This is a genomic window from Ruania zhangjianzhongii (genome assembly GCF_008000995.1).
GTDB lineage: Bacteria > Actinomycetota > Actinomycetes > Actinomycetales > Beutenbergiaceae > Ruania > Ruania zhangjianzhongii.
This window is the reverse complement of record NZ_CP042828.1, coordinates 861047-873052: the sequence shown is the minus strand read 5'-3', so window position 1 is coordinate 873052 and position 12006 is coordinate 861047. Positions and strand designations below refer to the sequence as shown.

At 69.3% G+C, this 12006-nt stretch carries 12 protein-coding genes; 4 read left to right on the top strand and 8 right to left on the bottom strand.

The genetic code is table 11. The features are described from left to right. Positions 1-2304 carry a sodium-translocating pyrophosphatase gene (locus FU260_RS04075; RefSeq protein WP_147915898.1) on the bottom strand — a complete coding sequence of 768 codons (2304 nt, stop codon included), beginning with the start codon at positions 2302-2304 and terminating at the stop codon, positions 1-3. A gap of 241 nt (positions 2305-2545) precedes the next feature. Between FU260_RS04075 and FU260_RS04070 the strand changes: the two genes are divergently transcribed. The 3 genes from FU260_RS04070 (at position 2546) to FU260_RS04060 (ending at position 5224) form a co-directional block, all read left to right on the top strand. Continuing rightward, positions 2546-3049, top strand: a complete 504-nt coding sequence (locus FU260_RS04070; RefSeq protein ID WP_147915897.1) for a sigma-70 family RNA polymerase sigma factor — start codon at positions 2546-2548, stop codon at positions 3047-3049. Next, positions 3046-4278, top strand: coding sequence for a hypothetical protein (locus tag FU260_RS23475; protein WP_168211640.1), 1233 nt, complete (start codon positions 3046-3048; stop codon positions 4276-4278). The genes FU260_RS04070 and FU260_RS23475 overlap by 4 nt, the downstream gene beginning before the upstream one ends. A 193-nt stretch (positions 4279-4471) precedes the next feature. Then, positions 4472-5224, top strand: coding sequence for a nucleotidyltransferase family protein (locus FU260_RS04060; RefSeq protein WP_168211639.1), 753 nt, complete (start codon positions 4472-4474; stop codon positions 5222-5224). A gap of 66 nt (positions 5225-5290) precedes the next feature. Here the strand turns inward: FU260_RS04060 and FU260_RS04055 are convergent, their stop codons facing one another. Next, positions 5291-7714, bottom strand: coding sequence for a DEAD/DEAH box helicase (locus FU260_RS04055; protein WP_328593013.1), 2424 nt, complete (start codon positions 7712-7714; stop codon positions 5291-5293). 308 nt (positions 7715-8022) lie between these two features. Next, entirely contained in the window at positions 8023-8157 is a 135-nt protein-coding gene (locus FU260_RS24335; protein WP_268957808.1) for a hypothetical protein, read from the bottom strand. Between the two features lie 369 nt (positions 8158-8526). Here FU260_RS24335 and FU260_RS04050 point away from each other — a divergent pair, with 369 nt between their 5' ends. Beyond that, positions 8527-9258 (top strand): NYN domain-containing protein, encoded by a 732-nt coding sequence (locus tag FU260_RS04050; protein WP_147915896.1) that lies wholly within the window; start codon positions 8527-8529, stop codon positions 9256-9258. Between the two features lie 400 nt (positions 9259-9658). Here the strand turns inward: FU260_RS04050 and FU260_RS04045 are convergent, their stop codons facing one another. The 5 genes from FU260_RS04045 to FU260_RS04025 all read right to left on the bottom strand — a co-directional run bounded on the left by FU260_RS04045 (position 9659) and on the right by FU260_RS04025 (position 11918). Continuing rightward, positions 9659-9922: a type II toxin-antitoxin system prevent-host-death family antitoxin gene (locus FU260_RS04045; protein ID WP_147915895.1), complete on the bottom strand. Its 264-nt coding sequence runs from the start codon at positions 9920-9922 to the stop codon at positions 9659-9661. 111 nt (positions 9923-10033) lie between these two features. After that, positions 10034-10360 (bottom strand): Rv3654c family TadE-like protein, encoded by a 327-nt coding sequence (locus tag FU260_RS04040; RefSeq protein WP_168211638.1) that lies wholly within the window; start codon positions 10358-10360, stop codon positions 10034-10036. 62 nt (positions 10361-10422) lie between these two features. Continuing rightward, positions 10423-10782: a TadE family type IV pilus minor pilin gene (locus tag FU260_RS04035; RefSeq protein ID WP_187368419.1), complete on the bottom strand. Its 360-nt coding sequence runs from the start codon at positions 10780-10782 to the stop codon at positions 10423-10425. Positions 10783-10858: 76 nt separating this feature from the next. Then, positions 10859-11092 (bottom strand): DUF4244 domain-containing protein, encoded by a 234-nt coding sequence (locus FU260_RS04030; RefSeq protein WP_147915893.1) that lies wholly within the window; start codon positions 11090-11092, stop codon positions 10859-10861. Positions 11093-11207: 115 nt separating this feature from the next. After that, positions 11208-11918: a hypothetical protein gene (locus tag FU260_RS04025; protein WP_147915892.1), complete on the bottom strand. Its 711-nt coding sequence runs from the start codon at positions 11916-11918 to the stop codon at positions 11208-11210. Positions 11919-12006: the final 88 nt, after the last annotated feature.

The following is a 12006-nucleotide window of genomic DNA, read 5'->3' as shown; positions in this document are numbered from 1 at the left end:
TCAGGGGCGGGCGCCGGCCTTCTCGTCCACGCCGTCCTCAAGCACCACACCGGTGCCCCGGATCTTGGAGACGGCGATCGCACCGACCGCGATCAGCCCGGCGACCAGCGCGATCACGATCCGCAGGGTGTGGTTGGCATCCGCCGGCACGCTCATCACCACGACTGCAGGGGCGATCAGCAGCGACACCAGGTTCATCACCTTGATCAGCGGGTTGATCGCCGGCCCAGCGGTGTCCTTGAACGGGTCACCGACGGTGTCACCGATGATCGTGGCTTCGTGCGCGCTGGAGTTCTTCCCGCCGTAGTGCCCGTCCTCGACGATCTTCTTCGCGTTGTCCCACGCGCCGCCGGAGTTGGCCAGGAACACCGCCATCAGTACACCGGCGGCGATCGCGCCACCGAGGAACCCGGCCAGTGGCCCGACCCCGAGGCCGAAGCCCACGGCGATCGGTGCGAACGCAGCCAGCAGCCCCGGGGTGACCAGCTCGCGCAGGGAGTCCTTGGTGCAGATGTCCACCACCCGGCCGTACTCGGGGCGGGTCTCGCCGGTCATGATGCCGGGGTGCTCCTTGAACTGCCGGCGCACCTCCATCACGATCGCGCCGGCCGCCCGGGTGACCGCATCCACGGCCAGTCCGGAGAACAGGAACACCACGGCCGCGCCGAGAATCACCCCGACCAGCGTGACCGGGGAGATGATCTCGTAGCTCACCATCGCGGCGATCATGCCATCGGACATATCGGCCACGTTCGCACCGGCGGAGGCGATCGCGGTGCTGACCGCGTCACCGTAGGAGCCGAACAGTGCGGTGGCGGCGAGCACGGCAGTCGCGATCGCGATGCCCTTGGTGATCGCCTTGGTGGTGTTGCCGGCGGCGTCCAGGTCGGTGAGGATCTGGGCGCCCTCTTCGTCCACATCGCCGGACATCTCGGCGATGCCCTGGGCGTTGTCGCTGACCGGGCCGAACGTGTCCATCGCCACGATCACGCCCACCGTGGTGAGCAGACCGCAGCCGGCCAGTGCGATCAGGAACAGGGACAGCCACACCGAGCCGCCGGCGAGCAGGAACAGCCCGCACAGGGCGGCGGCGATGATGCCTGCGGTGTAGACCGCGGACTCGAATCCTACTCCGATGCCGGAGAGCACCACAGTGGCTGCACCGGTCTTGGAGGTGGCGGCCACGGTGCGGGTGGGCTTCGAGGTGGTCCCGGTGAAGTGCCCGGTGACCGCGAGGATCACCCCGGCGAGCACCACGCCGACCACCACGGCGAGCGCCGAGACGAGGCGAGGATCGCCGCCGTGGTCGGCGAGCGCCTCACCCACACCGTCGAGCGCGCCGAAGCTGGAAGGCAGGTAGACGAACGCCGCGATCGCCGCCAGCACCGCCCCGATCAGGGCGGAGATGTAGAAGCCGCGGTAGATCGCCGTCAGACCGTTCTCACTGCCGCGGACCTTGGTGATGAAGACACCGAGCACGGCGACCAGGGCGCCGATCGCGGTGACGATCAGCGGGAAGACCAGACCGGCCTCGCCCATCGTGGCCTTACCGAGGATGAGGGCGGCCACCAGCGTGACCGCATAGGACTCGAACAGGTCGGCAGCCATCCCGGCGCAGTCGCCCACGTTGTCGCCGACGTTGTCGGCGATAGTGGCGGCGTTGCGCGGGTCGTCCTCCGGGATACCCTGCTCGACCTTGCCGACCAGGTCGGCACCGACGTCGGCGGCCTTGGTGAAGATCCCGCCGCCGACCCGCATGAACATTGCCAGCAGGGCGGCGCCGAAGCCGAAGCCCTCCAGCACTGCGGGCGCGTCGCCACGGAAGATCAGCACCACCGCTGCGGCGCCCAGCAGGCCGAGGCCCACCACGCACATCCCGACCACTCCGCCGGTGCGGAACGCGATTCGAGACCCTTCGGCCATCCCGTTCTTGCCGGTGGCCGCCGCGGCCACCCGCAGGTTCGCGCGGGTGGCCAGGGACATGCCGAGGTAACCGATCGCGGCTGAGAACGCGGCCCCGAAGAGGAATGCGATCGAACGGCCGACCCTGATCCCGGTGTCTCCCGGGAGCAGGAAGAGTAGGCCGAACACGACGACGGCGAACAGCGCCAGGGTGCGGAACTGTCGGTTCAGGTAAGCCGATGCGCCCTCTTGGATAGCAGTGGCGATCGTTTGCATCGCGCTGGTGCCCTCCCCTGCGGCCAGCACCTGCCGCCGGAGGGCGACAGCGAAGACCAGGGCTGCGATCGCGATAGCTGCGATCACCGACACGATGACGAGGCTCGTGGTTCCGAGCGTGAGCATCCGTCCTCCTCGACGAAACCGGGTTCTCCCCCGGGGAAATCCGGGAACGGTGCGAGTGTATCCACCAAATCGGGGTGCCTGAATCCATTGTTCGCCAAGCGCGAGTCGTCGAGCAGGCACGCCGCGGGCAAAATCACCGGGCGGACCCGGTGGAAACTGATCCAGAATCAGACCCAACCATCGCGTCGAGCTGAGCGTTGACCTCAGTGAAAGCCCGTACGGCTGACCCGAGGAGGGGGAGTTGGCACATTGGGAGGGAGTGCTCACCGAACTGGTGCGCGCCCGGGGAGCAACCTTGACCAGGTACGCCGCGTTGCTGTGCGGGAACACCAGTGACGGCGAGGACCTGGTGCAGGAGGCGCTGACCAAAGTGTTCACCCGGTTCCGCCGCAGCCAGAGCGCGGAGGGACCGGAGTACGCCGAGGCCTACGTGCGCCGCGCGATCATGACGCTGTACCTGGACACCTACCGCCGGGGTAGACGCTGGCGGGCGGTACAGCACCTGTTCGACTCGGGCCAGGAGCACCACGACGAGTCGGCGGGCACCCGGGTGGACGTGGCCAGAGCGCTGACTACCCTGCCGCCACGGCAACGGGCCTGTGTGGTGCTGCGGTTCTACGCCGATCTGACGATCGAGCAGACCGGGGACGAGCTGGGGCTGGCGACCGGGACCGTGAAGCGGTACCTGCACGAGGCGAACCAGCGGCTGGCTGCCCAGCTGCAGCTGGAAGGAGAGCGGGCATGAACATCGAGGAATGGCTGCAGGCCGATGCCCAGCGCGATGCCGGCAACCCGCTGGAAGCGCGGCTCGGGGGCCTGGTGGACCGGGTGCGGCGCCGCCGCCGGCGCCGGGCCGCCACCCAGGCGGCTGGTGCGGTGACCGTGGTAGCCGCGGGCCTGGTGGTCTGGCAGGTGGGCGGGCCGTGGGACCGGCCCGCTCCCCCGCCGGCCACCGACCCGCCGGTTCCGGCGCCCACCGAGGAGCAGAGCACTGCACCGGTGGACGCCCACTGGTGCGGGGCGGGTCTGGACTCGATCGCCGGGGATGCACAGATTCTCGACGGCGAAGCACAGCTGAGCGGTGACCTCACCCTGGATATCACCATCCGTTCGGAGCACGAGCTGACCCTGTCCCCGGCGGTGGACCTGGCGGTCACCGCGCCCGGGAGCAACGAGGTGATCGCCTACTCCGAGGGTGCTGCCGACGGGGAGCTCGCGCTCTCTGCCGGGGAGGGTGCCTCCCTCACCCGCGGTCTGGATGATCTGGTGCTGTGCGAAGACGGCTTCTCCGGGACCGCAGAGCTGGCGGTGGGCACGTTCTCCACCGATGCCTTTGCCACCGATGCCGGAGGCACCTGGCAGCTCGCCGATCCGATCGAAATGACGTTCGAGAACGGCGAGATCACGGCCACCCGCGACGAGTCGGGGGAGGACACCTCGGACGACTCCGACGCCTCCGACGACGAGAGCGAGTCGCCCGATTCGGGTGCGGAGATCTCTGCGCCGGAGTCATATGAGCCGACCTGTGGGCAGGCGTGGGAGCCGCCCACCGGCAACACCGGTTGGGACGTGACCGCGGACTTCGACTCCGGGCCCTACCAGGCGTCCCCGGACGGATCGACCGGCGGGTTGAGCACCGAACTCACCTTGGCGAACACCTCCGCGGAGGAGCTGACCGCAGACACCTACACCCAGGTGGTGCTGGTTCAGGACGGAACGGTGGTCTCCCCCGCGATGCTCGGCAGCGACCATGTGGTGGAGACCAGCCTGCCGCCCGGTGCGGAGATCACCCAGTCCGGCGGTCACCAGCTGTGGGACGTCTGCGACGACTCCTGGAACGGGGTCGGGCCGAGCGTGCCGGCCGGTGCGTACACCGCCTACGTGCTGCTGCTGGACGCCGGCCCGTACTGGGACAGCGGCGAGCGAGCAGTGCTCGCAGTCACCGAGGGGCAGACCATCGAGGTGACCGAGTGACCGAGTGACCACCCCCGTCGCGAAGGCTCGATGAAGCGGCTGAACCTGCTGGTCTGGCCGCACCGGAGAGCATTCGCGACCCGCGGGGGCGGTCACCCGGACCAGGGCGCACGTGCGGCGGACGCAGGAGGGGCGTCCGCCGCACGTGTGGCGGGCGCCCCGACAGCACGTCTGCCTCCGGTAGCGTGCGCCCATGTTCACCCCGACCGAACGAACCCGGCTGCGCGAGGCGTTGATCGAGGCAGCCCACGACGACCCGGAGGTGGTCGGAGCCGCTCTCGTCGGGTCCGCGGCCGCCGGCCGGGAGGATGTCTGGTCGGACATTGACCTGGTGCTGCAGATCGCTCGGGACGCCGACCCGGACGCGGTGGCGGCGCGGTGGACCGACCGGCTCTACCGCGAGGGCGCGGCCGACCACCTGGACGTGATCGCCGGTGGGGTGCTGTACCGGGTGTTCCTGCTCGCCTCGTCACTGCAGGTGGATCTGTCCTTCTGGCCGGAGGACGAGTTCCGCGGCACCGAGCCCGAGTTCGAGCTGCTGTTCGGGACACCGCAGCCCTCCACCTCCCCGAAGAATCCGGACGTCGGCCACCTGGTGGGGATGGCCTGGTTGTATGCACTGCATGCACGCTCGGCCATCGCCCGGTCCCGCACCTGGCAGGCGGTGATGATGCTCGATCATCTGCGCGACCAGCTGCTCGCCCTCGCCTGCGTCCGTTTCGACCTGAACCCGCACCACGGCCGCGAGGCAGATCGACTCCCGGCCGATCTGCTGGCCGGGCTCGCTGATGCCCACGCCACCTCGACCTCGGTGACCGATCTGGCCCGCTCCCACCGCAGGCTGCTCGACCTGTTCGCTGCCGAGGTCGCTGAACACGATGCGGCACTCGCGACCCGCCTCTCCAGCCCGCTGCACGCGCTCGCGCTGCTCCCCGGCGCCGCCTGACTCCCCGGCCCGGCGGATGAGCTCGCGCTCCGCGGGCGATCTTCCGGTGGCGGATGCGCGGGCGGCTCAGCTTCCCGGGGCGAAACCGGTAAGCATGGTCAACAGCAGCAACGCGCCAGCCTTGTCCAGCGGAGAGTTGTTGTTCCCGCACTTGGGTGACTGCACACAGCTCGGGCAGCCGGTGGCACACGGGCAGGAGGCGATCGCGTCCCGGGTGGCGGCCATCCATCGGGCGGCGGCCGAGTAGCCACGCTGGGCGAAGCCGGCCCCGCCGGGGTAGCCGTCGTAGACGAACACTGTCGGCTCCAGGGTGTCGGAATGCACGGCGGTGGACAGTCCGCCGATGTCCCACCGGTCGCAGGTGGCGATCAGTCCGAGTAGCCCGATCGCAGCATGCTCGGCGGCGTGCAGCGCCCCGGGCAGGTCACGAGGGGCCACTCCGGCCTCGGCGAGCACCCCTGGGTCGGCGTGCCACCAGCAGGCGGTGGTGCGCAGCGTATGCGTGGGCAGCTCCAACGAATAGGTGCCGATCAGGTCCATCCCGGGGATCCGCCGTCGGTCGTATCCGGTGACCTGTTCGGTCACGTCCACCACCCCGTACCCCCAGGTGATCGGCCCCCAGGCCATCTCAGTCCCGGTCCGCACCACGGAGACGTGCTTGTCCACATGCGGGCGGGTGCGGTACCCCACGGACTGTTCGGTGACCACGGCGACGTCGTCCTGGTAGGACTCCACCCGAAACGTGCGGCCCTGGTGCACATAGATCGCACCCGTGTGCACAGTGGCATCGGCCCGGCCGGCGTCGACTGTGCCCAGCACCCGCCCGGTCCCGGCCTCCACCACCTGCACCGGTGCCCCGGACCCGCCGCGCAGGTCAGTCAGGTCCGTGGGCGCCTCCGGCCGGGAGTAGTTCCAGTACCACCCGTTCGGGCGCTCGCGCAGAAACCCGCGAGCCACCAGATCCCGCAGCAGCGCAGGGGTGCCGGGACCGAACCGGTCGATATCCGTCGGCAGCAGCGGTGTTTCGGAGGCCGCGGCACACAGGTGCGGGGCGAGCACGTACGGGTTGCCCGGGTCGAACGCGGTCGCCTCCACCCCGGTCTCGAAGATCGCCTCCGGGTGGTGCACCAGGTAGGTGTCCAACGGGTTGTCGCTGGCGACCAGGACCGCGAGGCCATCGGCGCCGGCACGTCCGGCCCGGCCGATCTGCTGCCAGAGCGAGACCCGGGTGCCGGGCCAGCCGGCGATCAGCACCGCGTCCAGCCCGGAGATGTCCACGCCGAGCTCGAGGGCGTTCGTGGAGGACAGGGCAAGCAGGTCCCCGGTGCGCAGCGCGCGCTCCAGCTCGCGGCGTTCCTCGGGCAGGTAGCCGCCACGGTAGGCCGCCACCCGGCCGGCAAGGTCGGGCCCGGACCGGTCGGCGAGCCGGGAGCGGGTCTGGTCGGCGATCGCCTCGGCGCCCACGCGGGAGCGGACGAATGCCAGAGTGCGCTTGCCGGCCCGGACCAGATCGGTGAGCAGCTCGGAGGTCTCGGCGAGCGCGGAGCGGCGCGGGACATCCTCCGGGGTGCCGCTGGGGCGCCACGCGGGCGGCCCGCCCGGGCTCTCCTGCGCCCACACCTGTTCTTCGGCGCCGGGCAGGATCGCCGGCTGCCACAGCGCCACCGTGGTGTGGCCACGGGGTGCGCTGCTCTCGGCGACGGCGGTCACGGTCGTCGGGTCGACGCCGAGCAGTCGAGCGGCACTCACCTCGGGTTCGCCCGTGGTCGCGGAGGCGAGCACGGCCACCGGGGAGGCGCCGTAGTGCTCCGCGAGGCGGAGCAGGCGGCGCAGCACGAGGGCCACATGCGCGCCGAGCACCCCCCGGTAGGCGTGGCACTCATCCACGACGACGTAGCGCAGGCCGCGGAGCAGCCGTTGCCAGCGCCGGTGGCCGGGCAGGAGGGAGAAGTGCAGGAAATCCGGGTTGGACAGCACGACGTCGGCGTGGTCACGGATCCAGGTGCGTTCGTCGGTGGGGGTGTCGCCGTCGCAGGTAGCCACCCGCACGTCGGTGATCTGGCCGGCAGTCAGTACGGCCTGCAGACCGTGCAGCTGATCGGCGGCGAGCGCCTTGGTGGGGCTGAGGTAGAGCACGCTGGGCCGGCGTTGCAGGCTGGCGATGCTGGTGCCGAGCTGGGCGGAGCGGATCGCGCTGATCGCCGGTAGCCAGGCGGCCATGGACTTCCCGGAGCCGGTGGCAGTGGCCAGCACCACGTGCCGGCCGGCCCAGCTGGCCTCGGCCGCGGTGACCTGGTGCCGCCAGGGCTTCTCGACGCCCCGCCTGCGGTAGGCAGCCACCAGCTCGGGATCGGCCCAGTCCGGCCAGTCGGCGTGCTGGCCGTCCTGCGGCAGCAGGTGGTGGGTGTGTACCAGACAGTCCTGCGCCCGCAGCGGGGTGAGCAGCGTGGCGAGGGTGTCTCGCTCGCTGCTCCCAGTGCTGGCATCCACACCAGCATTCTGGCAGCCGGTACCGACGCGCCAGCCCGGTCCGCCGGTGCCCGGTCACGCCGGACACCTCCTACCGCCGGTACACCTCGCGCCGGTGAGCTGCCCGTACCAGTGTGACCGTGGGGCTCTCGGCAACCACGTCGTAGATCACTCGGAACTCTCCCACCCGGAGGCGCCAGGCGGATGCGTTCACCGACGAAGGTTTGTCGCGCCGGGTGGCCTCGGTTCGTCGGCAAGCACCGCCACCGCCAGCACCCGCTCTCGCGCATGATGCAGAATTGCTACGGCGTCTCTATCTCTGGGAGCAGCTACTGCACGCTGGAGTTGTTGTCCTGCGTGCGTGCGCGGCTCCGCTTGAATAGGAACCGAACACCCAGCACCACCACCACGGCCGCGGCCGCGGCCGCGATGACAGTTGCGTAGATCAGAAAACCGTAGTCCATCACTGCCCTCCCACGTTGGAATGGTTCGTTGAGATCACAAGATCGCCTGGAGGCTGGCCCAAACGCTGCCGCAGGCGAAGAAGGTCTGCTTGATCGTCTCCGAGATTCCGACCCCTCCGACACTCCGAGTGCACACGCAGGTGGAGCACCAGGGCCAGGCGATGCGCAGGCGGATTGGCGAGTAAGGTGTCACCTCGCCACCACACGAACCCAAAAGGTGACCAATCCGCACACACGCCTACACGGGCGGCCGCGAGAACTTGCGGTCGCCGCCTCGCTGCGGCGCGCGTGTCGCACACAGGCTGGACAGTGGCTCCGAATCGATCGTTTCCCGAACCAGCTGCACTTTGGGTGCGTTAGATTCGGTCCATGCGAGTTGGCGCGTATATCGATGGGTTCAATCTCTACTACGGCGGCCGATCCCACCTGGGAGTTGCGGGCACCGGCTGGAAGTGGATGAACCTTCGCGCTCTCGTGAGTTGGTATGCGAGGTGGCGAGACGCTGAGGTGCACCGAGTCGTGTACTGCACGGCGCGCGTCAACGATCCCGACGATCTGAATCAGACTCAACGGCAGGCCCTGTACCTCGATGCGCTCCGAGCGTATGGGTCGGTCGACGTGATTGAAGAGGGGTACTACTCTTCCTGGGCCAAAGAACAGGTCATGACTCATGATCCCCCTGGTACCCGCTCCCCCACACCGTTCCGTGATGCTGCGGCTACCTTCTCATGGTCCCCCGAGCTGCGCCTTCGCCGCAATCATGCAGGGCTGATGTTCGCAACGGTACGCAAGCGGGAAGAGAAGGGATCAGACGTCAACGTTGCCACCCACCTGCTGACCGACGTGCTGACGGGTGCGGTGGATGCCGCGATCGTCATTTCGAACGACTCCGACCTGGCGCTGCCCATCCGCACTGCACGTAACTATGTCCCGGTAGGCGTGATCAACCCGCAGAAGTCGAAGCCCCTCGCGGGAGCTCTGAAGGGGAACCCGAGCGACGGCGTCGGCCGGCACTGGTGGGTGAGGCTTGAGACTGAAGCCCTACAGCAGTGCCAGATGCCGGATCGTGTGGGCTCGATCTCAAAGCCTCCTACGTGGTGACGCGCGGGCCGAACTGCTGTATGCTCGGTGCTACCAACCCGTCCTCCTCGTGAGGGCGGGTCTTTTTTGTCGCTAAGTAAGGGCGCGACATGCGTGGCTGCCCGGATAGCGTCCCCGGCTGTTCCAGCCATCGAGCAAGGCGTTCTCCGGGGAGCGAGTCTTGGCGGCGTACACCCGCTCGTCAACGCCCGGGATATGCCAGACGTGGCCGGCGTCGTGCCGTAGCGGCCCAGCTGCACTGTGGAGGTGACCGCTGTCGGTGACGCGCGGGCGGTAGTCGCTTCGATCTTGTGGTTCTGTGGTGGGGAGGGGAACGATGCAGCCCGCGTGTCCCCCACAGGATCAAGCGGGAGTTTTCGCACCTGCCGAGCTGCTGCGGTAGTGAACTGGACCCGATGGGTCACGGCGCCAGGTCGCGGCGAAGTTCCTCGAGCGACACTCGCTCGCCGTCATCGGCAGCCATCGCGTCACGATAGGCCGCGACGTCCTGTGCCATTTCGAACGCCTCGAGCGCCTCCAGGTCAGCCACGCTGATCACCACCGCGGCGAGCTTGCCGTGACGGGTCACGCCAATCCGTTCGCCCGCATACATGGCGCGGCCGAGCACGTCTGAGAGCTGGTTGCGCAACTCTCGAGTCGAGACCTCCTGGCTCACGGTATCCATCTCCTGATCATAGCGCTTTCGTCCATTCTTGAAACTGTGTACACATCTAGTTTTCTGCAGGTCGATCCACACTCCAGAGCACCCTTATCCCTGCCCGCCCGGTCCGGGTCCCTACCCGACCGGCCCGGCGCGGGCTGTGGCGCGCGCCATCTCCTGCCACCCGGGGAGCGGCTGCACGGCGACGGTCGTGGTCACCTGGACCATTCCGCCGTCGCCCACCTCGCAGGCCGCGAGCACGCCACCGTTTCGCTCCACCACTCGGCTCGCCACGTCGCACGGGCTCGGCCCGCCGACGGCGGCGACCTCTCCGGCCGCGAGCGCGCCGAGGTCCGCGGCGGCCTGAGCCTGCCCCCGTGCGGTGATGCCGCGCACCAAGCCACCCACCAACACGGCGAGCACCAAGGCGCCGGCGATCACGCCGAGCATCAGCACGGTCATCGATCCACGATCCCGGCCGGCCCCAGGCGGACCTGGCCTCCTCACCTGCCGCCTCGGCCACGTCATCCGCCGTCTCCGCCCCCTGCGGTCCCGATCGGCGACGACCCCGTGGGCTCGGGCAGCGCGGAGAACACCACATCGGTGTGCAGCACGCCGCTCAGCGGACCGAGTGGCACCTCGGCCGAGACTCGGACATCCACCCACTCCTCGGACCGGGTGATGGTGACCTGGGCGTCGTCGCCAGCCAGGTGCTGCACAATCGCGGCTACCTCTGCCTCATCCTCGCCCAGGGCGGCAGCACGCGCGCCGGCCCGTGCCGCGTCCGCGCACCGCACCTGCATCACGCCGGCGGAGGCAACCACCAGGATCACCACGATCGCCAGCACCACCCCCGGCAGCAGCACCGCGAGCTCAGCGGTCACCGAGCCCCGGTCGCGACTGCCGGATGAAGGGCGCCGGGCGTACCGACGAGGGTGCGGCGCGCGGACGCGGCCCATATCAGCCGCCGATCGACAGCGCCTGGCGGACGATGCCGAGCAACATTCCCCGGACCTCGTCGCTGCGCAGGACGGTCATCAGCAGGGCAGCGAACGCCACCGCGGCGAGCGTGGCAATCGCATACTCGGCGGTTGCCATCCCAGCCTCGGCAGTGCGGCGCACCACCGACCACCGCTGCCGGCCGGCAGCTCGGATCCGGCGCCGCCACGCGGAACGTCCGCAATCGGTATTCATCGGCTCTCCTCTCCTCTGCGGGACCGGTGTTGGTCCCACGAGGTCGAGCCTGACCGCTCCGCCGGATCGCCGCCGGGGCCACTCCCCCGGGGTGTGGACAACCTGGCATCGGGGGTCAGCGCACCTGGCCACCGTGTTCGAAGTCCATGTACCGCGAGTACAGGACGCTCACTTCGTCGTCGAGCTTCGCGATGAGCTCTCGGGCACGACCGTCCTCGGCGAGGTGCAGGTAGCGCTCCTCCTTGATGATCGAGAGGAGCGTGTGCTCGAGCAGCCGATAGGCAGACGGGTCGGAACGCATGGCGCGCAGCTCGTCGAGATAGCCGGTCAGGACGGCCAAGTACGCGCCTCCGGCGAGCCGATGCTCTGCCTTGGTGCGCGTACGCCGGAAGAAGGTGCGCATCTCGCCCGTGAGTCTGACCACGAATCGCTCGAGGCGTCTCTCATCGGCAGGGCTCTGGCTCCCGAACACCTCCACGAAGAGCTCCGCGTCCCGGTAGAAGCCACCCATCGCGGACCTGTCGCGCTGCTCGGCGCCGACGAATGCGACCGGGACGCCTCGTGAGTAGGCGTGCTGGAACTCGGCGAAGTCCGAGCGGCGCAGACCAGGCCCGTGATAGTGCCGCGAAGGCTCTTCGACTCGCGGGCCCTGCGCCCACGACCTCAGGACCGCCGCACTACCTTCCGGATCCTCGACGTGGCTCTCGGCTATTCCGAGCATCGTGTACCAGTCCGCGAGTAGTTCGAGCAGCAGCGCACCATCGGATCGAAAGGTCACCCAGAGGCTCGCTGCGGGCGTGCGCGTCTTACCCCCGGCGTCGGTCATCGCGCCAGTCTTGCAGGCGATTGCCCCCGGAGGGCCCGAAGGAGAGCCACTCCGACGATTCGTGCCCCGTGGCCGCCGAGCCGCCGAA

Bases quoted from the DNA above. Each gene is read 5' to 3' on its own strand.
- FU260_RS04075 (WP_147915898.1), bottom strand. From the start codon at position 2,304: ATGCTCACGCTCGGAACCACGAGCCTCGTCATCGTGTCGGTGATCGCA.
- FU260_RS23475 (WP_168211640.1), top strand. From the start codon at position 3,046: ATGAACATCGAGGAATGGCTGCAGGCCGATGCCCAGCGCGATGCCGGC.
- FU260_RS04060 (WP_168211639.1), top strand. From the start codon at position 4,472: ATGTTCACCCCGACCGAACGAACCCGGCTGCGCGAGGCGTTGATCGAG.
- FU260_RS24335 (WP_268957808.1), bottom strand. From the start codon at position 8,157: ATGGACTACGGTTTTCTGATCTACGCAACTGTCATCGCGGCCGCGGCC.
- FU260_RS04050 (WP_147915896.1), top strand. From the start codon at position 8,527: ATGCGAGTTGGCGCGTATATCGATGGGTTCAATCTCTACTACGGCGGC.
- FU260_RS04045 (WP_147915895.1), bottom strand. From the start codon at position 9,922: ATGGATACCGTGAGCCAGGAGGTCTCGACTCGAGAGTTGCGCAACCAG.
- FU260_RS04040 (WP_168211638.1), bottom strand. From the start codon at position 10,360: ATGACCGTGCTGATGCTCGGCGTGATCGCCGGCGCCTTGGTGCTCGCC.
- FU260_RS04030 (WP_147915893.1), bottom strand. From the start codon at position 11,092: ATGAATACCGATTGCGGACGTTCCGCGTGGCGGCGCCGGATCCGAGCT.
- FU260_RS04025 (WP_147915892.1), bottom strand. From the start codon at position 11,918: ATGACCGACGCCGGGGGTAAGACGCGCACGCCCGCAGCGAGCCTCTGG.